The sequence below is a fragment of the Streptomyces sp. NPDC002911 genome (assembly GCF_053591835.1).
Map to the genome: position 1 here is coordinate 66,535 of NZ_JBSFUO010000022.1, position 23,558 is coordinate 90,092.

The following is a 23,558-nucleotide window of genomic DNA, read 5'->3' on the forward strand; positions in this document are numbered from 1 at the left end:
GGACGTGCCCCGTACGGCACAATTCGCAGAAATCAGAGGCGAGTTGGTTCTACCGGGGTGGGAAAGGGCGGCGTTCTCCGTGGCGTTGGACGAGGCTAGGGCGAAAAGTGCGCACGGCGGTGGCTGTACGTGCGGCGACTGCCCGCACGGAGCACGCGAAGGACACCGGCGCGCGGTGGAGGCATTCCTCACCAAGCGGGACGAACTCGCCTCCGGGCAGGGGCTGCCCACCGGCGTCGCCCAGTCCGTGTCCGCCTCCCGGCAGTGGGTGTCGGACGAGCTGACCGAATCGGCCCGCACCGTCGCCGAACGCAGCCGTGAGGCCGGTGACGCCTGGCTCCACACGCTCTGGGTGCGCACCCTCGTGGTCGTCTGGGGCGGCGTCGCCCTGCTCGTCATCGGCGAGGCCGTCACCGCCATCGGTGCCGGCTGGTCCACGGCCCGCACCGCGGGCCTGATCGCCGCACTCGTCACGGCGGGCCTGCTGACCGGCGCCGCCCGTGTCCACCGGGCCCGCGGCGGCCTCCTCGCCCCGCTGATCGGGGAGGACAACCGGCTCTCCACCTCGCGCACCGTCGCCGCCTCCTGGGTGCTGCTCGCCGTCTTCGCGGTGCTCGTCCTCGCGCTGCAACTGGCCGGGGCGTCCGACCACGCCGACCGCGACGCCCTGATCGAGGGCCTGGACCTGGTCCGCTCGGCCGGCGTGCTGACCGTGCTCGCGCTGGTGTGCGCCGTCGCCGTCGTCGTACGCCGGGTGGTGACCGTGCGCGTGCTGGGCCAGCGACTGCAGAAGCTGCGCGCCGACCGCCCGCGGGCCGCGGATCTGCTGACCGACGACTCCGGGCGCGGCAGCTTCACCGATGTGCAGTACGTGCTGGTCAGCGCCGTCGCCGTGCTGTTCGCCGCGGTCCGCCTGGCCCGCCGCCCCGAGCAACTGCCGGATCTGCCGTGGGGCCTGGCGGTCCTGGTGGCCGTCTCGACGGCGACGTACTTCGCCGGGAAGTACGCGGAGGGGGGCCGGCCGGTCATCCTCTCGGTCGTCCGCGCCCGGGAGGCCGGGGATCTGGACGCCCCGATCCGTACCGGCGACGACATCGAGATCCGCGGCGCCGGCTTCGTCCCGCCCGGCGCGGGCAGCCCCGACCGGCTGGCACGGGTGGTCGTGAGAATCGGTCCGGTGCATGTGCACGTACCCCTGATCCCGGTCACCGGAGGCTTCGCCAATCCGGCGGACACGGTGCTCACCGTGCCTGTACCCGTCGAGGTCGAACCCGGATCCGTGGAGGTACAGGTCGTCACGGCGGCGGGCGTGGAGACGAGTTCCTGCCTCATCGATGTCACGGACTGACCCGCATCCCTGGTGAGCGGCACCGAACCGGCGTACGTATGGTCTGTTGACGGGCCGACGGAAGGCGGGCAGTGATGCATGGGTACAGGGGCGGTTCCTACGGGCTGGACGAGCCGAGAAGTCTCCGGGACCGCGCACGGCAGTACGCGCTCCTTCCCCTACGGATCTTCCTCGGCGTCACGTTCGTCTACGCGGGGCTCGACAAGCTGACCGACAGCGCGTTCCTGTCGGCGAGTGGCACCGGCTCCATCGGCGAGATGATGAACGCCGTACGCGACGGTGCGGCGATCCCGGGCCTCGTCGACCTGGCCCTGAAGAGCCCCGAAGGCTTCGGCTACGCCATCGCGATCGGCGAGCTCCTCGTCGGCCTCGGCACCCTGGTCGGCCTGTGGGCGCGGCTCGCGGCCCTCGGCGGGGCGCTGATCTCGCTGAGCCTGTGGCTGACCGTGAGCTGGCAGACCGAGCCGTACTACTACGGCAACGATCTCCCGTACATGTTTTGCTGGGTACCGCTTGTGCTGGCCGGTGCGCCCTGCTGGTCGCTGGACGCCTTGCGGGGAAGCCGGCGGGGCGGTCGGATCTAGGCGCGGCACGGTCGCCACCGGACAGGGGGCTGAGAAGGGCGTTCTCGAGGTCGCCGGAGTGGGCATCGAAGCCGCACGTGGGAGTGCTCCTGCTCCGAAGGTGAATGCCCCGCCCGGGAGGCGCGGTTGGGTGCCCGCTGCCCTCAAGGGGCAGTGCCCTGAGGCAACTTCCCGGACGCCGCTGGAGGGATCCCAGGCATCATGCACCCGCCGCCTGCCGTCCGAAGGCCCTGCGGCCCCCTCGCTCGCGCAACCGTTCGGCACCGACAGGTGTCTTGGATGTTGAAGGACCGTTCCTCCAGAGGAAGCCATCCATTCACTCGCGCTCCGCAGAGGTCTCCATGCTGATTTCCCCCCACATCCGCCGCACCTCCTGTACCGCTGTCGCCGCGCTGAGCGCTGTCGGCCTGATCGCGCTGGGTGCGACGCCTGCCGTCGCCGAGGAAGCCGCAGCCGATCTGGCCGTAGGAAACATCGCTCCGATCGAGGGCGTGAAGCCGGGCAGCAGCTTCGACCAGCCGGTCACCGTCGTCAACAAGGGTGCCAAGGCCGCCGACGAGGCGTGGGTCTTCTACTCCGTCACCCGGGGACTCGACTACGCGGAGATACCGTCCAACTGCCAAGCACATCAGGTCCCCTCCTACGACGAGATGACCGCCAAGTCGAACGTGGTGTGCGGGTTCGACCAGGCGCTGGAGCCCGGTGTCGCCTACACGCCCGAGAAGCCCCTCTCGATCAGGGCGCTGGACCGCGCGCTCGACGACGACCTGCGCGTGAGCGTCTGGGACACCGAACCAGGGCTGGACGATGCCGCCACGCCGCCGGTGGCCGGGACCGCGCCGGCGGTGGAGCTGGTGGAGCATCCGACCGGGGGCGAGGCCACCGAGGACGCCGTCGACGTGCCGGTCTCCTCCGTCAACACGGCCGACTACCAGGTGACGGGCGCCGACCTGAAGGGCCGCGTCGGCGACACGGTGACGCTGAAGGCGAACTTCACCAACGCCGGGCCCGCCTGGACATTGACCAGGGAGGGGGACCCGCTCCTCAAGGTCCTGATCACGCCCCCCGCCGGAACGTCGGTCGTCAAGCCCCACGGGTACTGCGAGGCCGAGGGCGAGGCGTATGTCTGCGGCACCAGTCAGAGGTGGGTCAACGAGGGCGAGGGTGAGACCTACACCTTCCAGCTGAAGATCGACAAGAAGGTGGACGGCGCCAAGGGTTCGGTGGCACTCAGCACCGAGGCGCGGCCGTTCGACCCCGACAAGGCCAACGACGGGGCCGACATCACGCTGGATGTGACGGACGGCGGATCGACCGGCTCGACAGGAACGACGGGAACGACGGGAACGACGGGCTCGACGGGAACGACCGGCTCGACGGACAGCACGGGCGGCAGCTCGGCCGGTGGGACCGACGGCGGATCCTCCTCGACGGGTGCCAACTCCTCCACGACCGGAGGTAACGGCTCCTCCACGACCGGAGGTGACGGCTCGACGACGACAGGCGGCAACCTGGCAGCCACCGGCTCCTCCTCGACGACGCTGTCGCTCGCGGGCGCGGCTGCCGCAGCGGTGGTCCTGGGCGCGGGCTCCGTCCTCGTCGTGCGCCGCCGCCGGGCCCAGGGCCTGGGCTGACGTTCACCCGTCGATGCTCCACGCCGCCCGCATCCGCCCGCCCGGCGGGCGGGCGGCGTGGTCCTCTCCGAGTTGAACCGGATGATCTCGCTGCCCGCACCGGTGGGCTCGAGGTGGGTGGTCGTGATGTGCTCCCTCCGCCGACGACCTGCCGCGTACGGACAGCCGACGGCGGTCACAGAGCCTTGGTGGAACCGCCGCGCGACGGCTCCGGCGCAGCCGGGTTCTCCGCCGCCGCCCCTCGGGCGTCACGGTGCCGCCGCAGCCGGTAGCTCACCCAGGTCACCGTCGCCGCCAGCCACAGGCCGCCGAGGAGCACGGGGGCGACGAACGTCCACGGCACGATCCAGGCTCCCGCCGCGTCCGCTGCGTAGCCGCCCGCCAGGGTCAGCATGACGAGGCCCGCCAGCGCGCGGCCCGGCCGGAACTCATGACGCGCCACGGGTGACCTCCAGCTGTCCGATGCCGATTCGCATGCCCAGCTCGACGGTGCCGGCGGGCTTGCTGTTCTCAGCGGGCCGGATGGTCTGTCGTGTCCGCCGGTCGGGGGCGATGTCCACGTCCTCGCGTTGGTCGGACGGGAACTGGATGTCGCCGAGGCCCGCTTCGGCGTCCACCTTCACCGTCACGCCCTCCGGTACGACGACGAGCGCGCGGCCCGCCCCGACCTCGATACGTGTACGCAGGGTGCCGCCCTTCGGGACGATGACCCGGGACAGGTCGAGCTTCGCGTCCCCGGCGCCCAGCTTGTACTGCGGCTGGACCGATGTGACCGAGGCGGGGCGCCATTCCTTACGGACCCAGTCGGTGCCGATGTTCCCCGGGACGGCGGAAGCTCCCGCCAGCAGCCCCGCCGTGATCACGGCCAGCAGGATCGTGCCGAAGCCGGTCCTGCCGAGGACGGAGGCGACCAGCAGGCCGAGGCCGAACACCCCGAGTGCCGCGGTGAGGCCGATCTGCAGGCTCGTCCCCAGCGGATGGGTGTCCCAGCTCAGCCCCGTGCCCAGGCCGCCCGCGATCAGGGCGAGCAGGAAGACGAGGCCGCCGATCGGCCGCGGGCCCCGGGGGCCCGGTGCGCGGTAGGGCGGGCGGTACGGGGCGTCCGCCGTCGGCTTGCGACTGCCGGCCTCCGCCGCCTCGGGCGCCGCGTCCGCGGGGCCCCACAGGTAGCCCGTTCCCGGCGGGCCGGTCGTGCCGTCCTTGACGATCGGGTCCCGCCACCAGGACGGGCTGCCCGGCGTGGGCGGCGCCTTCACCTCGGGTGGCGCCCCGTGGCCGGCGGTGTGCGCCGTGCTTCCCGGGGTGTGCGCCGTCGTGCCCGGCGCGCGGTGGGGCGGGTGGTACGGGGCCGTCCTGCGGTGCTGCGTCCAGACCGACAAGCCGATGACGGTCAACGACAGCATCGCGGCGAAGGCGAGCATCCCGCCGTTGTGCAGCATCGACAGCAGCAGCCCGCAGCCCACCAGGGACAGCAGCAGGGCGATCAGAGAGGCGCCCTCGACCCGGCCGGACAGCAGTCGGCGCGCCTCGTTCTCGTCCTCGCCCTCCACAGGGAGCAACAGCCATGCGAAGCCGTAGAAGATCAGGCCGATGCCGCCCGTCACCGCGAGGACGCCGAGCACGATCCGGAAGATCACCGGGTCCACGTCGCAGTACCGGCCGAGCCCGCCGCACACACCGGCCACGACTTTCTGCCGCGGGCTGCGCCGCAGCCGCGGCGCCGGCTCGGGGGGCGGCGTGACGCGGGGGGAGGCGTCCTGGGGAACGGTCATGGCTCCATGGTGACGGTCCGTACGCCCTCGCGGGACCCGCGACGACCCTGGCCGATCCCTGATATCGCGCCCCGGAGACCCTGGGGGCCGTCGGCAGATCCGAGCCCCGTAGGACCGCGCCCGTGCGTCCTCGTCCTCAGGGTCGTGTCCGGGCAGACCCTGATGCCACGGCCGACCGGAACGTGTGACGATCGGTGCATGCCAGGAGCCACGACCAGAGCCACGAGCTCGCACGCCCCGGACCCGGAGGAGCCGACGCCGCGCAAGCTGTACCGCAGCGCCGACGGACGGATGCTCGGCGGCGTCGCGCGCGGGCTCGCGGGGCATCTGGGGCTGCCCGTCGCCTGGGTCCGGTTCGTCTTCCTCGGCCTGTTCTTCGCGGACGGTCTCGGCGCCCTTCTCTACGCCGTGTTCTGGATCGTCGTACCGCTCGGCGTCGGCGGAGTCGGAGGGGTGGAGACACCGCGGTCCTTCTTCGAGACCGCCCCGGACGGCCGGCGCAGGCTCCGCAAGCCGGACCAGGGGCAGGTGTTCGCCCTGGTCGCACTGCTCATCGGCGCCGTGATCTTCGTCGGCAGTGTCGACATGGGCAGTGAGGCCGACCGTTACGTCTGGCCGGCGCTGCTGATCGGCGCCGGCTCGGTCCTGGTGTGGCGCCAGGCAGACAACGCGCGCCGCGCCCGCTGGATGGAGGCCGGCCGCCACCGCCGGGTGCTGCACCTGGCCCGCGGGCTGGCCGGTGTCGCGCTCGTCGGCCTCGGCCTCGCCGCCTTCATGGTGGTGCGGGGCTCGGCGGCCCAGCTCGGCACGGCGCTGACCGCCGCCATCGCCGTACTCACCGGCATCGCGCTGCTCGCGGGCCCCTATCTCGTACGGATGACGCAGGACCTCTCCGAGGAACGCCTGATGCGCATCCGGGCGCAGGAGCGTGCCGAGGTCGCCGCCCATGTCCACGACTCCGTCCTGCACACGCTCACGCTGATCCAGCGCAACGCGGACGACGGCGGTGAGGTCCGCAGGCTCGCCCGTGCCCAGGAGCGCGAGCTGCGCAACTGGCTGTACAACCCGGAGGGCACCGGCAAGGAGGAGGCCGAGGAACCGACGGCCCTCGCCGAGGCCGTCAAGCGCGCCGCCGCCGAGGTCGAGGACAAACACGGCGTCCCGCTGGAGGTCGTCGTCGTCGGCGACTGCCCGCTCGACGAGAAACTGGCGGCGCAGATGCAGGCCGCACGCGAGGCGATGGTCAACGCCGCCAAGTACGGTGGCGAGGGCGGCGCCGTCCAGGTGTACGCGGAGGTCGAGGGCCGCACGGTCTTCGTCTCCGTACGGGACCGGGGGCCGGGCTTCGACCTGGACGCCGTCCCGGACGACAGGATGGGCGTACGGGAATCGATCATCGGCCGGATGCAGCGCAACGGCGGTACGGCGCGGCTGCGTTCGGTGCCCGGCGGGGGCACGGAAGTCGAGCTGGAGATGGAGAGGGCGAGCTCATGACCGAGAACACCGAAGTGACCGGGGGGCCGGAGCGCCGCGTACGGGTCGTGCTCGTCGACGACCACCGGATGTTCCGTACCGGGGTCCAGGCGGAGATCGGCCGGACCGAGGAGACCGGGGTCGAGGTCGTCGGCGAGGCCGCCGACGTCGACCAGGCGGTCACGGTGATCACCGCGACCCGCCCCGAGGTCGTTCTCCTCGACGTCCACCTCCCGGGAGGCGGCGGTGTCGAGGTGCTGCGGCGCTGCGCCCCGATGATGGGCGCGGTCGAGAACCCGGTGCGCTTCCTGGCGCTGTCCGTCTCGGACGCCGCCGAGGACGTCATCGGGGTCATCCGCGGCGGCGCCCGCGGCTACGTCACCAAGACCATCACCGGTGCCGATCTGGTCGACTCCGTCTTCCGGGTCCAGGACGGCGACGCGGTGTTCTCGCCGCGGCTGGCCGGTTTCGTCCTGGACGCCTTCGCCTCGACGGACGCCCCGCCGGCCGACGAGGACATGGACCGGCTGACGCAGCGCGAGCGCGAGGTTCTGCGGCTGATCGCCCGGGGTTACGCGTACAAGGAGATCGCCAAGCAGCTGTTCATCTCGGTGAAGACGGTCGAGTCCCATGTCTCGGCCGTGCTGCGCAAGCTTCAGCTCTCCAACCGCCACGAGCTGACCCGGTGGGCGACGGCGCGGCGGCTGGTCTGAGCCGTGGGTAGGCGCGTACACGATCACACCGTTAATCTGTGCGCGACGAGAGGAGGACGGCATGCTGCTGGGTTTTCGCACGGCGAACGTCCGGTCGCTGCGTGACGAGCAGGAGCTGTCCTTCGTCGTACCGTCCGGTGAGAATTCCGACGTTGCGCGGGCTGTCGAGTTGTCCGACGGGAAACAACTCCAGGTCTATCCGTTGCTGGGCATCTTCGGCGCGAACGCGTCCGGCAAATCCAATGTGATCTTCGCCCTGAAGAAGATGCGCGAAGCCGTGCTCAGTTCGTACGGCGAGTGGACGTCCTACCAGGGGATCCCGCGCGATGTGTTCGCACTGGACCCCAAGGCCGAGGCCGAAAGCTCCTTCTACGAGGCCGACTTCGTGCTCGATGACGGGGTCCGCTGGACCTACGGTTTCGAACTGGGCTCGCAGCGCGTGGAGTCCGAGTGGCTGCACGCCTACCCCAAGGGCCGACGCCAGGTGTGGTTCGACCGTGACGCGAGCCGGGAGAAGGTCTTCGACTTCCCCGGCGACCGGCTTTATGACCGCGCCCTGCTCGCCCGGATGACCCGGCCCGACGCGCTCCTGCTGTCCCGGGCGGCCAACGACAACCACCAGCAGCTCACCCGGATCTTCGACTGGTTCAAGCGGAACCTCTGGGACATCACCCCGGAGACCGAGATCGCACAGCGCGAGGCCTTCACCGCCCGCAGACTGCTGGACGAGCGGTCCAGGGAGCGGATCGAGGAGCTGTTGCGCGTCGCGGATCTCGGCATCAGTGGAGCCGAGGTCGAGCAGCGGCCCGGCCAGGCGCCGCTGGTCAGGCTCCTGCACGGTGGTGGAAGCGAAGAGCCCGTACCGTTCGACTGGAAGCGCGAGTCGTTCGGTACCCGCTCCTGGTTCGCTCTCATCGGCCCGCTCCTGCTCGCCCTGGACGAGGGTGCGGTGTTGTTGATCGACGAACTCGACGCCAGCCTGCATCCCCGTTTCGCGGCGGAGGTCGTACGGCTCTTCCAGGCACCGTGGGCCAACACCAAGGGCGCCCAGCTCGTCTTCACCTCCCATGACCCGTCGCTTCTGAGCGCGCCCAGGGGAGGCCGACAGCTTGAACCCGGCCAGATCTGGCTCACGCAGAAGGACCGGGACGGTGCCACGGAGATCTACCCGCTGAGCGATGTGGAACCGGGCGAGGACGAGGACCTCACGGACTCCTACCTCGCGGGAGCGTTCGGCGGCGTACCGAAACTCTCGGCGGGGCAGATCGGGCGGAAACTGCAGCCGCAAGCGCTCGGCGGCGGAACGCCGCCAGGCGTACGCCCACAAGGTGGTCGCCGCGATCGCACCGGACTTCCTGGAGGAGCTGGCGGCTGCGGACCGGGTGAAGGCGGACCTGGACGCCCAGGTGAAGGCGGCCCTCGATGCGGAGGCCGCACTGGCGGAGGCGAGGGCGGCGGCCGAGGCGGGCGACGATGACACGGAGATCGACCCGGAGCTGGCAAAGGCGGTGCTCGCTCCGAAGGTCCTGGCGAAGCTGAAGCGGGACCGGACAGCGGCCGGCAAGGCGGTTACAGAGCTGGAGGACGACTTCTGGCCGATTGCGGCGGGGACTGACGGCAGACGCGGAGCGGGACGTGTCAATCCCCTCGGGCTGTGGAGATCTTTCAAGCGGCCAGCTCCACGGTGGGGTCGGCCTGGTGGTCTCGTTCGTAGTCGATCGGGCTGTGGTACCCGCATACGCTGTGTAGCCGTCGGTTGTTGCAGAAGCCGGTGATCCAGGTCGCGATTCTCAGCCGGGCCTCGGTGCGGGTGGCGAAGGTGTGCCGGTGGACGTACTCGACCTTGAGCACGCTGTTGAACGCCTCGCTGACGGCGTTGTCGAAACACGACCCGACGCGGCCCATGGACTGGGTCACGCCCAGGCGGCGACAGGACCTGCGAAAGCGCCGGGAGACGTATTCGCTGCCGCGGTCGCTGTGAAAGATCACGCCCCTGACGTCGCCGCCGCGGGTGGCCGTGGCCATGTTCAGGGAGGCGACGACGAGATCGGCGTCGTGACGGGCGCCCATCGCATAGCCGGGCAATCGACGCGAGAACAGGTCGATGACGGTGGCCAGGTAGAGCTTGCCCTCACCGGTGGTGATCTCGGTCATGTCGCCGCACCACACCTGGTCCGGAGCGTCCGCGGTGAAGTCACGGCGCACGAAGTCCGGGGCCGCCGGCCGTTTGCCGGGCCGGGTCAGCCCACGCCGGTGGCGGACCTCCCGCCCGACCAGGCCGAGTTCGGCCATGAGGCGGGCCACGGTGTTCACCGAGACCCGCCATCCCGCGCGGACCAGGAGGAGCCAGACCATCGGGGAACCGTAGGTGCCGCCGGAGCCCTCGAAGATCCCCGTGATCGCGTCGGCCAGCTGTCCCCGCCGGACCTCACGCGCGGTGGTGGGCTTGTGGCGCCACTCGTAGAACCAGGACTCCGACACTTCCAGGATCTGGCAGGCCAGACGGTGCGGGACGCGGTGCTCGGTCCTCTGGTTACCGATGAACGCGGCCAGGGCGGCCGGGTCCGTCTCGGTCACTTAACCCAGAGGACCATGCATCGCTTGAGGACATCACGCTCCATCTCCAGCTCGCGTATCCGCTTGTTCTTCTCCGACATCTCCCGCCGTAGCCGCTCCAGCTCGGCGCGCTCGGCCTCGCGCATCCGGCCGCCCGGCGCGGGCTCCGCCGGCCGGTCGGACGACGCCGACCCGTTGCGCCGCCACCGCGACACCCAGCTGTGCAGCGTGCCGGAGTGGACGCCGAGCTCCTCGGCGACCTCCGGGATCGGCCTGCCCGTCTCGATCACGATGCGTACAGACCCTCACGAAACTCAGGCGTGTACGTCCGCTGCTCGGAACGCATGAACCCCAACGTCCCCTGCAATCACAGACTCCACGCTACGAGGGGAGGGACACAGCCCGGATTGTGGCGCACCGTGAACGGCCCCACCCGATAATGGTCCGGGGAGCGGAGGGTGTTCGTACGCGCGTCATGCTGAATGGCTGTGTCCATGAGCCCGGGAGCCTATGCGACGCGGGTCGCTCCGGCGAAAGGCATTTCGGAGATCGGCGCGATACGTACGGGGGCTCCCGGGCGCGGTGCGTGGATCATCCGGCCGCCGCCGATGTAGAGCCCGACGTGGGTGACCCCGGGGTAGAAGAACACCAGGTCGCCCGGGGCGAGTTCGGACCGGGAGACGCGTCGGCCCGTGTTGATCTGCGTGTACGTCGTGCGGGGCAGGGACACACCCGCGTCCCGCCAGGCGGCCTGGGTGAGGCCGGAGCAGTCGAAGGAGGCGGGCCCGGTGGCGCCCCAGACGTACGGCTTGCCGAGTGCCCCGTACGCGAAGGCGACGGCCTGCGCCGCACGGGCGTTGGGGGCGGCCACGCCGCCGCGCGGGACGGCGCTGCCGCCGTGCGTGGCGTCGGCCGAGCGCGCGTACGCGGCGCGTTGGCCGGCGGTGAGGGTGGCCAGGAGTTTCCGGGCGTCGGCGAGCTTGGTGCGGACCGCGTCCTTGTGCTTCTTCAGCTCGGCCCGGCGGGAGGTGAGGACCGCGAGCTCGTCCTGGGCCCGGGCGCGCAGCTGGGCGATGTCGCTGATCTGGCGGCGCACGCCGTTGAGCGCGCCGGCCTGGCGGTCGCTCGCCCGGTCCTCGTAGGAGGCGCGCTCCAGGTACTCGTCCGGGTCGGAGGAGAGGGCCAGCCGGACGGCGGGATCGATGCCCGCGCTCCGGTACTGCGCGGTGGCGTACGAACCGAGAGCGTCGCGGGCGGTGTTGAGGCGCTCGGTCCTGCGTGCCGCCTCGTCGCGCAGGGTGTCGAGGGACCTCTCGGAGGCGGCCGTCCTCTCCTTCACGCCGTTGTACTTCTCGGTGGCCACCTCGGCGTCGTGGTACAGCCGGTCGACCTCGGCCTCGACCTGGGCCGTGGTGAGCTGGGGATCGGCCTGAGCGGCGCCCTCGAGGGCCGTCGCGGTCGCCGCCCCCGCCAGGGCGAGGGAGGCCGCGGTGCGGGCAGCAGGCCCGTTGAACAGGCGCTGCCTGGGCTTGCGGTGAGCGGCTTTCCGATCGGCGGCCACGGGGTGGTGCGTCCTTCCGTTCGACTGCCCACCGGGGGGTACCGGCGGGCCCGCAGGGGGCCGGCGGCGGACCGTCACAGAGGAGCGGCCCGCCGCCGGATTCCTGGCGGGGCGACCGGGGGCGCCGCCCGGTACGGGGGCGGAGGTGCAGAGCCGGTCCTTTGGGAGGGAGGCTAAACCCGACGCATGAGGAAGAGGTGTAATGACAATTATTGCCCGCATGTACCGTTTCGTTTCCCTCGATTGACCGGAAAAATCAACTGGAGTCCGGCAATTCGCGCAGAGTCGCGGTGCACTCATCGGTAAGTCGCACCTGGCCGGAGAATGGTGATAGGGCCGCGGTTAGGCTGCGGTCATGGACGTACTCATCAATGTCTTCGTGGCCCTGCACATCATCGGAATCGCCTCCCTGCTGGGCGGCTTCCTGACCCAGATGAAGGCCATGGGGGCGGGCACGGCGCGGTTCGTCCCGGCCATGCTGCACGGCGCGCTGACCATGCTCGTCACGGGTGTCGCGCTGGTCGGGCTCAACCAGGCCGACGACCAGAGCGTGAACAACATCAAGATCGGCATCAAGCTGCTGGTCCTGATCGTGATTCTGGCGCTCGTCTATGTGAAGCGGGACGAGGAGAAGGCGGGCAAGGGCGCGTTCGCCGCGGTCGGCGGGCTGACGGTCGCCAACATCTTCATCGCCACGCTCTGGACCTGAGCGGACGAGTGCGACGGGCAAGGGGGCGGCCCGTCGGCCGCCCCCTTCTTCGCGTAGCGTCCTGGGTCAGGCCGGGCGCACGCTGCCGTAGATCGGCATGAAGTAGATCGACTCCTCGCGGACGTCGGCCCCCGGCTTCGGTGCGTGGATCATCATGCCGTCGCCCTTGTAGATGCCGACGTGGCTGATGTCGTCGTAGAAGAAGACCAGGTCCCCCGGCTGCAGATCCGCGGTGGCCACCCGGGTGCCGATCTCGACCTGGTCCCAGGTGGTACGCGGCAGGTCGACGCCCGCATCCTTCCAGGCGGCCTGGGTCAGGCCGGAGCAGTCGTACGAGGACGGACCCGTCGCCCCCCAGACGTACGGCTTGCCGATCTGGGCGGCGGCGAAGGCCAGGACCTTCTCGGCCTTCGAGGCGTAGCCGCTGTCGGAGCCCGTGCCGCCGGTCCCGGTGCCCGTGCCGGGCTCCTCCCGCGTGGCTTCCTCCTCGGCGGCCTGCTCGGCCTCCTCCTTCGCGGCGGCCTGCTGCCGGGCCAGCTCCTCGGCCTTGCGCTCGGCCTCGGCTTCCTTCCTGCGCTCCAGCTCCGCGAGCCGCGCCTTCTCCTCGGCGGTCAGCTTCGACAACAGCGAGCGTGCCTCGGAGAGCTTCGTCTGCACCTGCTGCTTGCTGGTGCGCAGAGTGGCCTGCGACTCGGTGAGCGTCTCCAGGCTCTTCGTCGCCTCGACGCGCTTCGCCGCCGCCTCCTTCTGCTGCGTACGGAAGTCGGCGACCGCCTTCTGCTGTCGGCTGGTCATCCGGGACATCAGCTGGTCCTGGTCGAAATACGACTGCGGGTCGTCCGCGAGGAAGAACGTCGCGGTCGGGGCGATCGAGCCGCTGCGGTACTGCGCGGCCGCGTAGTTGCCCAGCTCCCGGCGCGTCTCGTTGAGCTTGTCGGCCCGCTTCGCCGCGGCTTCCAGCAGCCCGTCGACCTCGGAGCGCTGCTCGGCCGACGCGGTCTTCGCCTTGTTGTACTGCTGCGTCGCGGTGCCGGCCTGCCGGTAGAGGGCGTCGACCTTCTTCTGCACTTCCTCGATGCTGGGCTTGGGCTCGGCGGGGGCGGCCGTCGCGCTCTGCGTGGAGAGCAGGGTGGCGGAGGCGAGCGCCGCCGTCGTGAGACCGACGGCGGGGGTGGTGCGCACACGGGTGCGGGGCTTGCGATGCGACGCCAAGGCCGGCATCTCCTTCCGTGGACCGCCTACCGGGTTAGTGATGGGGGTCCCCCCAGGCCGTTCAGGCACTGGGGGAGGGTTCGGGCGGAACGGAAGGCTGCCCTACGGTCCGGTGGAGACGGGCCGATTCACCCCGGTGCTGCGTGTGGGTCCCCGGTTCCGCCACCCTTCGGGGGAGTACGGATTCGGCGGGGGTGCCCGTGCGGCGCGGTTCGCCTCAAGGGGGTACGGGGCACCCGTCGCAGCACGCTAGCCAACCCGCGGTGTCCCTGTGAAGGTTGATGTTCGATATGCCCGATACATTTTCGTGACCTTTTCCGGGCGGTGGTCCATATGGCCGGAACGGCGCCCGAATTCTCACGCACCGTGGGTGATCCGTTTCGGTACGCGCACGAGCCCTGGGCCCTTGTCGCCGATCCGGCCCGGGCTGTCGGTGCGGCCGCCTAGACTCGTGAAGCGATGAGCAGCCTCTTTGACGACAGTTTCCTGACCGGCCTCCAGCAAGCGGAGGAAGGCCCCCCGCCGCCCCCTGAGGAGCACGCGCCCGACGCGGTGCCTGAGGGCCTCTTCGAGGACGTCTTCGACGCGCCTCCGCCGCCGCGTGACGCCTATTACCGCGACGGCGCCCCGCGCCCCGTCATCGACCCCGCCGCGCTGCTCGACGGGCTGAACACCGAGCAGCGCGCCGCCGTCGTGCACGCCGGGTCCCCGCTGCTCATCGTCGCAGGGGCCGGCTCGGGCAAGACCAGGGTCCTCACCTACCGGATCGCCCATCTCCTGGCCGAGCGCGGGGTGCACCCGGGGCAGATTCTCGCGATCACGTTCACCAACAAGGCCGCCGGCGAGATGAAGGAGCGTGTCGAGGACCTCGTCGGCCCGCGCGCCAACGCCATGTGGGTCATGACGTTCCACAGCGCCTGCGTGCGGATTCTGCGCCGCGAGTCCAAGCGCCTGGGCCTCACCTCGTCGTTCTCGATCTACGACGCCGCCGACTCCAAGCGGCTGATGGCTCTGGTCTGCCGCGATCTGGATCTCGACCCGAAGCGCTACCCGCCCAAGTCGTTCACGGCGAAGGTCTCGAACCTGAAGAACGAGCTGATCGACGAGGAGACCTTCGCGGGGCAGGCGGCCGACGGATTCGAGAAGACGCTGGCGCAGGCCTACGCGCTGTACCAGGCACGGCTCCGCGAGGCCAACGCCCTGGACTTCGACGACATCATCATGACGACGGTCCACCTGCTCCAGGCGTTCCCCGACGTCGCCGAGCACTACCGCCGCCGCTTCCGGCACGTCATGGTCGACGAGTACCAGGACACCAACCACGCGCAGTACACCCTCGTGCGCGAGCTGGTGGGTCCGTCAGGCGAGGCCGACGCCCCGGGCGAGCTGTGCGTCGTCGGTGACGCGGACCAGTCGATCTACGCCTTCCGCGGCGCGACCATCCGTAACATCCTCCAGTTCGAGGAGGACTATCCGGACGCGACGACGATCATGCTGGAGCAGAACTACCGCTCCACGCAGACGATCCTCTCCGCGGCCAACGCCGTCATCGAGCGCAACGAGAGCCGTCGCCCCAAGAACCTCTGGACGAACGCGGGCGCCGGCACCCGGATCGCGGGCTATGTCGCGGACACCGAGCACGACGAGGCGCAGTTCGTCGCCGACGAGATCGACCGGCTGACGGACGCCGGGGACGCTAAAGCCGGCGATGTCGCCGTCTTCTACCGCACGAACGCCCAGTCCCGTGTCTTCGAAGAGATCTTCATCCGCGTCGGACTGCCCTACAAGGTTGTCGGCGGAGTGCGCTTCTACGAGCGTAAGGAGGTAAGGGACGTCCTGGCCTACCTCCGGGTCCTCTCCAACCCCGAGGACACCGTCCCGCTGCGCCGCATCCTCAACGTGCCCAAGCGGGGCATCGGCGACCGGGCCGAGGCGATGATCGACGCCCTGTCGATGCGCGAGAAGATCTCCTTCCCGCAGGCGCTGCGCCGCGTCGACGAGGCGTACGGCATGGCGGCCCGCTCGGCCAATGCCGTGAAGCGGTTCAACACGCTCATGGAGGAGCTCCGCACGATCGTGGAGTCCGGTGCGGGACCGGCCGTCGTGCTGGAAGCGGTCATGGAGCGGACCGGCTACCTCGCCGAGCTCCAGGCCTCCACCGACCCGCAGGACGAGACCCGTATCGAGAACCTGCAGGAGCTCGCCGCCGTGGCGCTCGAATTCGAGCAGGAGCGTGCGGAGCAGGAGGGCTCGGGAACGCTCGCCGAGTTCCTGGAGAAGGTCGCGCTCGTCGCCGACGCCGACCAGATCCCCGACGAGGACGAGGACGGCTCCGGTGTCGTCACGCTGATGACGCTGCACACAGCCAAGGGTCTGGAATTCCCGGTGGTGTTCCTGACGGGCATGGAGGACGGCGTCTTCCCGCACATGCGCGCGCTGGGACAGGTCAAGGAGCTGGAGGAGGAGCGCCGACTCGCCTATGTGGGCATCACGCGGGCCCGCGAGCGTCTGTATCTGACCCGGGCGGCGATGCGGAGTGCGTGGGGCCAGCCCTCGTACAACCCGCCGTCGCGGTTCCTGGAGGAGATCCCGGACCAGCACCTGGACTGGAAGCGCAAGGGACCGATGGCCGCTTCGGCGGGACCGACGTCCGGCATCACGTCGTCGCTGTCCTCGTCGCGCTCGAAGTCCGGGCCCTCGGGATTCGCGACCCGGCGCACCTCCGACAAGCCGGTGGTCACCCTGGTGGCAGGCGACCGGGTCACGCACGACCAGTTCGGCCTGGGCACGGTGACGGCGGTAGAGGGGTTCGGCGACCAGGCGAAGGCGACGGTCGACTTCGGCGACGAGCGGCCCAAGAAGCTGCTGCTGCGCTACGCGCCGGTCGAGAAGCTCTGACCCGGGCGGCCGGCACACGGGGGGCAGCGACCCCGCCTCCCGTGCGCCGGCCGGTGCCGGTCGGCCTCAGTTCGGGCTGACGCCGTGGCTGTTGAACCACGGCGTCGGATCGATCGCCGAGCCGCCACCGGGCCGTACTTCGAAGTGCAGGTGCGGGCCGGTGGAGTTGCCGGAGTTCCCCGAGTAGGCGATCACATCTCCGGCCTTGACCGAGCCGGAGCGGATCTTGGTGGTGCTGAGGTGGCAGTACCACGTCTCGGTGCCGTCGGCAGCGGTGACGATGGCCATGTTCCCGTAGGCGCTGTTCCACTGGGTGCGGACGGTGCCGTCGGTCGCCGCCATCACGGGAGTGCCGTAGGACACGGGGAAGTCGATGCCCGTGTGCATGGACATCCAGTTCACACCGGCCTGGCCGTAGGAAGCGCTGAGGCCGTGCTGCGCCACGGGCAGGACGAACTTGGGGCGAGCGGCCTCGCGGCGCGCGGCCTCCTCTTCACGCTTCTTCTTCTCGATGGCCTGACGTTCCTTCAGGTCGATGCGCTCCTGAGTGCGGCTGGCACGGTCTGCGAAGTTCGCGGCGTCGGCGCTGAGGTTGGCGAGCTGGGTGTCCAGCTTGCTGTTGGCCACCGCCGGCTTGACCGTCTCGGCGGCCGCCATGGACGCGGTGTCGTCCTTCGTCTCCTCGGCTCCGCCGACGCCGCTCACCGAGGCGGCGGCGATGCCCGCGACACTCATGACACAGGCGGAGGGGACGGCGACGGTGAGGAGAGCGGAACGCTTCGCGGGGGTGCGGCGCCGGCCCCGGCTACCGCCGCGCGGGGCGGCGGAACGGCTCACCGGGCGCGCCGCGGAGGCGGATTCCGCAGTGGCGTCGGCGACGTCCGGCACGGGCTCCGGGCCGTCGGCCCCGGGAACCTCGTCGTACACGGCTGTGTACATGTCCGTCTGCGCGTGCTCTGTCCCGGCGTTTCCGGCGTGGTCGTGGGAGCCGGGGGAGTCGTGGAGGTCGTGGGAGCCGATGCCGTCGTGGGAGGCGAACTCGGCTGTTGTGTAGGGGTCGTAGGACGCCGGCTGGTGTTCGTACGAGGCATGCGACGTCTGTTCGGGTGCGTACGCCGCGTTCTCGGGCGTGGCGCCGATGTTCCAGGCGGTGGCGTCGTACGTGCCGGTGTCGGCGGCCGCGTAACTTTCGTGCCCCATCGTCCCGAAGGCGGGAGCGGCGTAGGTGCCGGTCGTATAGGCCGTAGTGTCGAACGTGGTGGTGGGGAACGCGCCGGTGTCGCCCGTCGCCCACTGGTCGGCCTGGCCGGTGTGGTCCCAGCCTGAGGTGTCCCACTGGCCCGTCGCGTCCGGGGCGGCGGCCTGGGCCGGGATTCCGGCCTCCGGCATCCAGGTGGCGGCCGTGTCGTAGCCCTGGGGAACCTGCGGATGGGCCTGGCCGGCGCCATAGGCGTCGTACGGGGCCTGCTGATGCGCTCCGGTGTCCCACTGACCACTGTCGTAACCGCTGTAACCGCTGTAGCCGCCGTCGTACCCCGGGGCGTAACCGCCGCCGTACGTCGTCTCGGGGCTGCCGTGCTCCTGGCCGGACAGGGTGCCGAAGAGCGGGTCGGTGTCGAAGCTGCCGGTGGGGCTGTCGTGTCCGGCATACCCGGCGTGGGGGTGCTGGTCGTTCACCAACTTCTCTCTCGCCTCGGCAGCAGGACCTGTTCCGGGGTCCGGTGGGGGGATCCCAGGGTGAGTAGTGGCCGCGACTGTACCCGGCGGTAGACGGGGACGACAATCTTCGGCGGCCTTCAGCCCTTCAGGAAACGGGCAATCGGCCGCCTTTCGGTGGAGCGAGAAGACAGGCTTGGCTTTATGTTCGAAATTAGTTCTATTCTGCAGGGGTGTGCGGGGGGTGCAGAGGCAAGTCCGAGACCAAAAATCGGGCCGCAAACGAGACCGGAAATCAGGCGACGGAGGCGGATCCCTGAGTGCCGATGGCCGCACCGTCGGACTCGAGCGCCTGCCGGATCGCGGAAGCGACCGCGGGGTGCACCGGAAGAGCGAGATGGCCGATACCGGTGACGCGCACATTCACCGCGTCGAGGTCGGGGTGGTCGACGCAGGCCGTCTCGACCGGGATCATCACCCGGTCCAGCTCGCTCCAGAAGCTGACGAACCGTGTCCGGCAGCCCGGCGCGGGGCGGCGCAGCTCCTCGATCAGATCGGAGCCGCTGCGCATCTGGCGGACGATGGGGTGTGCGCGCGCCAGAGGGGCGGCGGCGGTGCCGCCGTGCGGCGTGCCGAGGGTGACGAGCGTGCGTACCCGGCGGTCCCCGCCGAGCCGCTGCACGTAGTACCGCGCGATCAGGCCGCCGAGGCTGTGGCCGACGATGTCGATCTCGCGGTGCCTCGTGCGGGCGCAGATCTCCTCGACATGGCGGTCGAGCAGCTCGGCCGCGGTGCGGATGTCGCACGTCAGGGGCGAGTAGTTGAGCGACTCCAGGTGGTCCCAGCCGTGCCGGGCCAGGGAGCGGCGGAGCAGGACGAAGACGGAGCGGTTGTCGGCGAAGCCGTGCAGAAGGACGACCGGCGGGCGGTCGTCCGCCGTGGTCGGCAGTGCGGTGGTCGTGTACGCCGGGCGGGTGATCCCACCGGGGTCGGCGTCAGGCCCGGCGCCGGTGCCGTGCGGGGGCGTGGGGGCCCGGCGCTCCGGCGTGAGCCCGGACGGGTAGATGAGCACATGCCCGGCGAGGATGAGCAGCTCCAGCGCGGTGGCTCTGATCAGCGTCGACGACAGCCAGGCGGGGCGCGGGCACGGCCTGCGCAGCAGTAGGGGTAGGAACAGCAGGATTTTCATGGCCGACCTCCTGCGCCGACATGCGGGGGAGGCGGCTCCCTGCCCCGTACGCCCTCACGGGGTGCCGCTGCGGAGGCGACCGGCGGCCTGATGCGACCGGGGGCCGAGTCACCGTGCCGTGCGGCTGACGGCGCGGTGATACGGCGACCTCGTTACGGCTCCCCTGGCGGCACTCCCCGCGCGGCCGGTGGCCGCCCGGTGCTGGGAACGACGCCGGCGAACACGTCCCATGTGTGATTTCCCCCTCCCGGTCCGCCGTGAAACAACACGGTGCGGGATGCTATGGATAACGTTCGTTCACATCACCGGCCCTCCGGGCACGGGAGACGCATGTGGAGGCATTGATGGGTGTGACCGGTCCGATCCGTGTGGTGGTGGCCAAGCCGGGCCTAGACGGCCATGACCGCGGGGCCAAGGTGATCGCGCGGGCGCTGCGCGACGCGGGCATGGAGGTCATCTACACGGGGCTCCATCAGACTCCCGAGCAGATCGTGGACACGGCGATCCAGGAGGACGCCGACGCCATCGGTCTCTCGATCCTCTCCGGTGCGCACAACACGCTCTTCGCCAAGGTCATCGAACTGTTGAAGGAGCGCGACGCGGAGGACATCAAGGTGTTCGGCGGCGGCATCATCCCCGAGGCGGACATCGCTCCGCTGAAGGAGCGGGGCGTAGCGGAGATCTTCACCCCGGGTGCGACGACGTCCTCGATCGTCGACTGGGTGAACGCGCACGTGCGCCAGGCCGCGGAGGCCTGAGCCCGCCCGGGCCCCGCTCCCTGCCTCTGCCGGCCGATCTGTGGTCAGGCCGGCTTCCGTCCGGGTCGGCCAGTGCCGTCCGTGTCGTCCGTGTCGTCCGTGCCGTCCTGGGCCAGCAGCTCCGCGTCCATGGCGGCGCGCAGACGCAGGGTGGAGACCAGCCGTTGGAACGCCTCCGACCAGTAGCCACCCGCACCCGGTGAAGCGCCTTCCGGCTCGTCCGGTGTGGTGGTGAGCACGGCGAGCCGGTCCGCCTCGGCGGGGTTCAGGCAGCGCTCGGCGAGGCCCATCACCCCGCTGAAGCTCCAGGGGTAGCTCCCCGCGTCCCGGGCGATGTCCAGTGCGTCGACCACCGACCGGCCGAGCGGCCTGTCCCATGGCACGGAGCAGACGCCGAGCAGCTGGAAGGCATCGGACAGGCCGTGCGCGGCTATGAAGCCGGCGACCCAGAGCGCCCGTTCGGGAGGAGGCAGGGTGGCGAGGAGCTGTGACCGCTCCGCCAGTGACGCCGTCCCGTGGCTGTTCGCCGGGGGTGTGGAGGGGGCGCTGAGCAGGGCCCGCGCCCAGTCGGGATCCCGCTGCCGCACTGCGGCCCGGCACCAGGCGGCGTGCAGCTCACCGGCCCAGCCGTCGGCGACCGGCAGTGTCACGAGCTCCTGGGCCGTCCGGCCGCCGAACCTCTCCTGCCAGGCACCGAGCGGGGTCGCCTCCACCAACTGGCTCAGCCACCACGACCGTTCGCCGCGCCCCGAGGGTGGTACCGGCACCACGCCGTCGCGCTGCATCGAGGCGTCGCACTCGTGAGGCGCCTCCACGGCGATGGATACGGCGCCCCCCGTACGGTCGGGGTTCACGCAGGACGTGGCGCGGGCCGCCATCCGCCGGGCGAGCGCCGAACCGGGCAGTGCCGACAGCAGCTCGGCCGCCGTGGAGCGGACATTGGGGCTGCGGTCCGCCAGAGCCTTTTCCAAGAACGCCTCGTCGGCCTCGGAGAGGCCGGACCGCAGGGAGTCGAGGAACATCAGCCGGTCCTCGGCCCGCTCCGTGGACCACGTGGTGGCGAGCAGGACCCGGGCCGCGTCGGGATCCTGTCCCCGCACGGCTCCGAGCAGCGCGACCCGCTCGGCGAAAAGACCCTCCTCCCAGAGCCGGCGCACGGCCTCCGGGTCCGCTGTTTCCGGCTGCCGCGCACCGCGCGAAGAGGTGCGCAGTGCGAACTTCCACTCCGGATTCAGCGCGGCCAGCCAGAGCCCGCGCGGCCCGGCGAAGGCGAGTACGTGCGGACGCAGATCCGTACGCGCTCTCGCCGCGTCCAGCAGTGCGGGCAGCAGCTCCCCCGGCGCCCGGTATCCGTGGGCACCCGCGGAGACCAGCCACTGGGGGATGAGCTCGGTGAGATCGGGAGCCGCTCCCCGGCGTCCGCCGCTGGGGGGCGCCGAGCGGCCGGCGAGCAACTGGGCGAGCCGGCGGCGGGCCGCGGCAGGCAGCGGTGGGCGGGGATCGGCGGGTGCGGGCTCGGGCAGGGCGGCCCCGGTGGCCGGCCGCAGAGCTGCCCGGCGCCGCACGGTGTGCACCGCCGCAGTGTCGAGCAGTGCCGCAGGGCCGACCACGGAGCCGCCGTCCGCCCGGAGCGGGCGCCGGTCGGTGCCGAGCAGCGCCGAGGTGACGAGGTCTTCCCACGGCGCGCTCACGGGTGCGTCGGTCGTGGTGACGTCGGTGGGCATCGGGTCCCTTCCATCGGTCCGGGAAGCGCGGGTCGAAAGAGCGGCGGGTCGAGAAGCGGCGGGTCCGGAAAACGGCGGGCCGAGAGGGCGCGGCGGGGCGACGACGTGGTGCTTCAGGCGAGCGCCACGGCCGCGCTCGCCCCGACGTCGTCGGGGGCCTCGGTGCACCAGGCCGCGAGCGGATCGAAACCCCGGTGCCCGCACTCGCCGAACACCGTCAGGGGCCCGCCGCCGGAGAGCGCCACGAGCTTCCACAGGCCCGGCCGGGACAGCGCCGAGGGTGCGACCGGCAGGGCGGAACCGTCCGCCGCGCCGACCAACTGCCAGCCGTCCCCGGACGGCGCGGGTATGACATCGCGCAGCGTGACCGGCCAGGAGTCGAGCCAGGGGTCGTCCCGCAGCGCGCGGCCGTACGCGGCGAGGGCATCGGCCGTCGTGCCGCCGGGCGGGGGTGCGGCCGTGACCTCAGGCTCGCCGAACTGCGCCCCCAGCTCGGCCCGTAGTCTCCCGCCGCCCGGGTACGTCGTCACTTCGGCGTCGATCACCGTGCCCACCGGTAGTGCCTGGGCGGGGGCGCGCCCCGGCGCCCCGTAGGACAGCAGCAGGGCAGGGCGCCCCGACTCCCTGCCGTACAGCCAGATGCGGCGGGTGACGATCCGGCCGTCCGGTGTGTCGTACTGGGCGAGGACCAGCCAGTGGTCGCGGACGGCCGGCCCTTCGGCGGAAGCCGTCAGCCCCACCCTCGACCGGACGGTCGCCGCCAGCGGACCGGGCAGCCGGTCGAGTCCGAACCAGGCCGAGTCCAGCAGACGCAGCAGCGCGCACTCCTCGAGCATCCGGGCCGGCCAGCCGGGCCCCGATGCCGGGAACGACCCCAACTCCCGTATCCGATGAGCGAGTCCGGGAGCCTGCGCGTCGACCATGCGGGCCGCTGTCTCCTCCCACAGTCCGTAATCCGGCCGGTCCGTCGCCGCGAGCCCGCCCCGCAGCAGATCCGTGAGCCTTTGGTCCAGCTCCTGGGCGCCGCCCGTGATGCGAGCGGCCCTGCGGTCGGCGCGACGGGCCGCCGCCCGGCCAGCCTCGCATGACGTGTCGTCAGGAACAGTGTCCAGCACCTGCTCCCTCGTCCGGCGCTCCACCGGGCCGGTGGAGCGCCGGGGTTCTTCCCCGTGAGATAGCACCATGGAACCGACGGTAGAGCGTGCCACTGACAATCGGTTCCGACCTGCGATACCGCCCGTTCCGCGAGGTCTTGACCACTTTGCTTCCGTGCGCTTTTCTGCGAGGAGGGAGTTGGAGAACGAAACCGGGGGAGTTCGGATGAACCGCACCATGCGCACCACGCGTGTCGGACGCACCACCCGTGCCGCTGTGTCGGCATCGGCCGTCTGCGGCCTCGCGCTCGGCCTCACCGCCTGCTCCGACGCCGTCGACAAGGTCGTGGACGAGACCTACGAGGTGACGTACGAAGTCACCGGCACGAGCGCGGACGAGATCCAGTACCACGGCGGTAAGGGCAAGGCGATGAAGCCGGAGGTCGAGTCGGTCGAGTCGCCCGCGCTGCCGTGGAAGAAGACCGTCACCCTGCGCGGGATCATGCCGGCGGCGGTCATGCCGACCGCGCTGGACGAGGGCGCGGCGGATCTCGCCTGCACCATCACCTACAAGGGCGAGGTCATCGAGGAGATGAAGGGCGAGGCGCTCCTCACGAGCGGCGGATGCGTCGCGGTCTCGCCCGTCGCGGGCTGATCCCTCGTCGGCCCCGTCCTTT

20 protein-coding genes and 1 pseudogene are annotated in these 23,558 nt (G+C 71.0%); 10 read left to right on the plus strand and 11 right to left on the minus strand.

Annotation, left to right across the window (positions count from 1 at the left end):
• The first annotated feature begins 79 nt into the window (after positions 1-79).
• From ACWD04_RS26355 to ACWD04_RS26365, 3 genes are all read left to right on the plus strand, one after another.
• Complete coding sequence (locus ACWD04_RS26355; protein WP_451135922.1) at positions 80-1,348, plus strand: hypothetical protein; 1,269 nt, start codon at positions 80-82, stop codon at positions 1,346-1,348.
• 74 nt (positions 1,349-1,422) lie between these two features.
• Positions 1,423-1,932: a DoxX family protein gene (locus ACWD04_RS26360; protein WP_451135924.1), complete on the plus strand. Its 510-nt coding sequence runs from the start codon at positions 1,423-1,425 to the stop codon at positions 1,930-1,932.
• A gap of 341 nt (positions 1,933-2,273) precedes the next feature.
• Complete coding sequence (locus tag ACWD04_RS26365) at positions 2,274-3,566, plus strand: LAETG motif-containing sortase-dependent surface protein (protein ID WP_451135926.1); 1,293 nt, start codon at positions 2,274-2,276, stop codon at positions 3,564-3,566.
• Positions 3,567-3,741: 175 nt separating this feature from the next.
• Here the strand turns inward: ACWD04_RS26365 and ACWD04_RS26370 are convergent, their stop codons facing one another.
• Positions 3,742-4,008 (minus strand): hypothetical protein, encoded by a 267-nt coding sequence (locus ACWD04_RS26370; RefSeq protein WP_451135928.1) that lies wholly within the window; start codon positions 4,006-4,008, stop codon positions 3,742-3,744.
• Entirely contained in the window at positions 3,995-5,338 is a 1,344-nt protein-coding gene (locus tag ACWD04_RS26375; protein ID WP_451135930.1) for a PspC domain-containing protein, read from the minus strand. Before ACWD04_RS26375 ends, ACWD04_RS26370 begins: the two co-directional genes overlap by 14 nt.
• 198 nt (positions 5,339-5,536) lie before the next feature.
• Here ACWD04_RS26375 and ACWD04_RS26380 point away from each other — a divergent pair, with 198 nt between their 5' ends.
• From ACWD04_RS26380 to ACWD04_RS26390, 3 genes are all read left to right on the plus strand, one after another.
• Positions 5,537-6,832, plus strand: coding sequence for a PspC domain-containing protein (locus ACWD04_RS26380; protein WP_451135932.1), 1,296 nt, complete (start codon positions 5,537-5,539; stop codon positions 6,830-6,832).
• Positions 6,829-7,524, plus strand: coding sequence for a LuxR C-terminal-related transcriptional regulator (locus ACWD04_RS26385; RefSeq protein WP_451135934.1), 696 nt, complete (start codon positions 6,829-6,831; stop codon positions 7,522-7,524). The genes ACWD04_RS26380 and ACWD04_RS26385 overlap by 4 nt, the downstream gene beginning before the upstream one ends.
• 61 nt (positions 7,525-7,585) lie before the next feature.
• Positions 7,586-9,001: an AAA family ATPase gene (locus ACWD04_RS26390; RefSeq protein ID WP_451135936.1), complete on the plus strand. Its 1,416-nt coding sequence runs from the start codon at positions 7,586-7,588 to the stop codon at positions 8,999-9,001.
• Between the two features lie 188 nt (positions 9,002-9,189).
• Here the strand turns inward: ACWD04_RS26390 and ACWD04_RS26395 are convergent, their stop codons facing one another.
• From ACWD04_RS26395 to ACWD04_RS26410, 4 genes and pseudogenes are all read right to left on the minus strand, one after another.
• Positions 9,190-10,101, minus strand: coding sequence for an IS3 family transposase (locus ACWD04_RS26395; protein WP_451135938.1), 912 nt, complete (start codon positions 10,099-10,101; stop codon positions 9,190-9,192).
• A complete protein-coding gene (locus ACWD04_RS26400; protein WP_234363978.1) occupies positions 10,098-10,370 on the minus strand; it encodes a transposase in 273 nt (90 codons plus the stop codon). Before ACWD04_RS26400 ends, ACWD04_RS26395 begins: the two co-directional genes overlap by 4 nt.
• A gap of 110 nt (positions 10,371-10,480) precedes the next feature.
• Positions 10,481-10,576 (minus strand): annotated as a pseudogene (locus tag ACWD04_RS26405) (GNAT family N-acetyltransferase); the annotation flags it as partial.
• Positions 10,577-10,588: 12 nt separating this feature from the next.
• Entirely contained in the window at positions 10,589-11,641 is a 1,053-nt protein-coding gene (locus ACWD04_RS26410) for an NlpC/P60 family protein (RefSeq protein ID WP_451135940.1), read from the minus strand.
• Between the two features lie 355 nt (positions 11,642-11,996).
• Between ACWD04_RS26410 and ACWD04_RS26415 the strand changes: the two genes are divergently transcribed.
• The gene (locus ACWD04_RS26415) at positions 11,997-12,350 is read left to right on the plus strand and encodes a hypothetical protein (protein ID WP_451135942.1); all 354 of its coding nucleotides are present in this window, start codon (positions 11,997-11,999) and stop codon (positions 12,348-12,350) included.
• Between the two features lie 66 nt (positions 12,351-12,416).
• On the opposite strand, the gene ACWD04_RS26420 is transcribed toward ACWD04_RS26415, so the two are convergent.
• Complete coding sequence (locus tag ACWD04_RS26420; protein WP_451135944.1) at positions 12,417-13,571, minus strand: NlpC/P60 family protein; 1,155 nt, start codon at positions 13,569-13,571, stop codon at positions 12,417-12,419.
• A 450-nt stretch (positions 13,572-14,021) separates the two neighbouring features.
• On the opposite strand from ACWD04_RS26420, the gene pcrA reads away from it, so the two are divergent.
• On the plus strand, positions 14,022-16,460 hold the full coding sequence (gene pcrA / locus ACWD04_RS26425; protein WP_451135946.1) for a DNA helicase PcrA: 2,439 nt from the start codon (positions 14,022-14,024) through the stop codon (positions 16,458-16,460).
• A gap of 66 nt (positions 16,461-16,526) precedes the next feature.
• Here pcrA and ACWD04_RS26430 read toward each other — a convergent pair whose 3' ends face one another.
• A complete protein-coding gene (locus ACWD04_RS26430; protein WP_451135948.1) occupies positions 16,527-18,137 on the minus strand; it encodes a M23 family metallopeptidase in 1,611 nt (536 codons plus the stop codon).
• 274 nt (positions 18,138-18,411) lie between these two features.
• The gene (locus tag ACWD04_RS26435; RefSeq protein ID WP_451135950.1) at positions 18,412-19,305 is read right to left on the minus strand and encodes an esterase/lipase family protein; all 894 of its coding nucleotides are present in this window, start codon (positions 19,303-19,305) and stop codon (positions 18,412-18,414) included.
• Positions 19,306-19,649: 344 nt separating this feature from the next.
• Here ACWD04_RS26435 and ACWD04_RS26440 point away from each other — a divergent pair, with 344 nt between their 5' ends.
• Positions 19,650-20,063 (plus strand): cobalamin B12-binding domain-containing protein, encoded by a 414-nt coding sequence (locus ACWD04_RS26440; protein WP_451135952.1) that lies wholly within the window; start codon positions 19,650-19,652, stop codon positions 20,061-20,063.
• A gap of 44 nt (positions 20,064-20,107) precedes the next feature.
• Here the strand turns inward: ACWD04_RS26440 and ACWD04_RS26445 are convergent, their stop codons facing one another.
• Both ACWD04_RS26445 and ACWD04_RS26450 read right to left on the minus strand, forming a co-directional pair.
• Positions 20,108-21,787 (minus strand): DUF5691 domain-containing protein, encoded by a 1,680-nt coding sequence (locus ACWD04_RS26445; protein WP_451135954.1) that lies wholly within the window; start codon positions 21,785-21,787, stop codon positions 20,108-20,110.
• Between the two features lie 113 nt (positions 21,788-21,900).
• Positions 21,901-22,995 carry a hypothetical protein gene (locus ACWD04_RS26450; RefSeq protein WP_451135956.1) on the minus strand — a complete coding sequence of 365 codons (1,095 nt, stop codon included), beginning with the start codon at positions 22,993-22,995 and terminating at the stop codon, positions 21,901-21,903.
• 112 nt (positions 22,996-23,107) lie between these two features.
• On the opposite strand from ACWD04_RS26450, the gene ACWD04_RS26455 reads away from it, so the two are divergent.
• Positions 23,108-23,536, plus strand: a complete 429-nt coding sequence (locus ACWD04_RS26455) for an MmpS family transport accessory protein (protein ID WP_451135958.1) — start codon at positions 23,108-23,110, stop codon at positions 23,534-23,536.
• The last annotated feature ends 22 nt before the right edge of the window (positions 23,537-23,558 follow it).

Bases quoted from the DNA above. Each gene is read 5' to 3' on its own strand.
- ACWD04_RS26360 (WP_451135924.1), top strand. From the start codon at position 1,423: ATGCATGGGTACAGGGGCGGTTCCTACGGGCTGGACGAGCCGAGAAGT.
- ACWD04_RS26365 (WP_451135926.1), top strand. From the start codon at position 2,274: ATGCTGATTTCCCCCCACATCCGCCGCACCTCCTGTACCGCTGTCGCC.
- ACWD04_RS26375 (WP_451135930.1), bottom strand. From the start codon at position 5,338: ATGACCGTTCCCCAGGACGCCTCCCCCCGCGTCACGCCGCCCCCCGAG.
- ACWD04_RS26380 (WP_451135932.1), top strand. From the start codon at position 5,537: ATGCCAGGAGCCACGACCAGAGCCACGAGCTCGCACGCCCCGGACCCG.
- ACWD04_RS26385 (WP_451135934.1), top strand. From the start codon at position 6,829: ATGACCGAGAACACCGAAGTGACCGGGGGGCCGGAGCGCCGCGTACGG.
- ACWD04_RS26390 (WP_451135936.1), top strand. From the start codon at position 7,586: ATGCTGCTGGGTTTTCGCACGGCGAACGTCCGGTCGCTGCGTGACGAG.
- ACWD04_RS26415 (WP_451135942.1), top strand. From the start codon at position 11,997: ATGGACGTACTCATCAATGTCTTCGTGGCCCTGCACATCATCGGAATC.
- ACWD04_RS26420 (WP_451135944.1), bottom strand. From the start codon at position 13,571: ATGCCGGCCTTGGCGTCGCATCGCAAGCCCCGCACCCGTGTGCGCACC.
- pcrA (WP_451135946.1), top strand. From the start codon at position 14,022: ATGAGCAGCCTCTTTGACGACAGTTTCCTGACCGGCCTCCAGCAAGCG.
- ACWD04_RS26435 (WP_451135950.1), bottom strand. From the start codon at position 19,305: ATGAAAATCCTGCTGTTCCTACCCCTACTGCTGCGCAGGCCGTGCCCG.
- ACWD04_RS26440 (WP_451135952.1), top strand. From the start codon at position 19,650: ATGGGTGTGACCGGTCCGATCCGTGTGGTGGTGGCCAAGCCGGGCCTA.
- ACWD04_RS26445 (WP_451135954.1), bottom strand. From the start codon at position 21,787: ATGCCCACCGACGTCACCACGACCGACGCACCCGTGAGCGCGCCGTGG.
- ACWD04_RS26455 (WP_451135958.1), top strand. From the start codon at position 23,108: ATGAACCGCACCATGCGCACCACGCGTGTCGGACGCACCACCCGTGCC.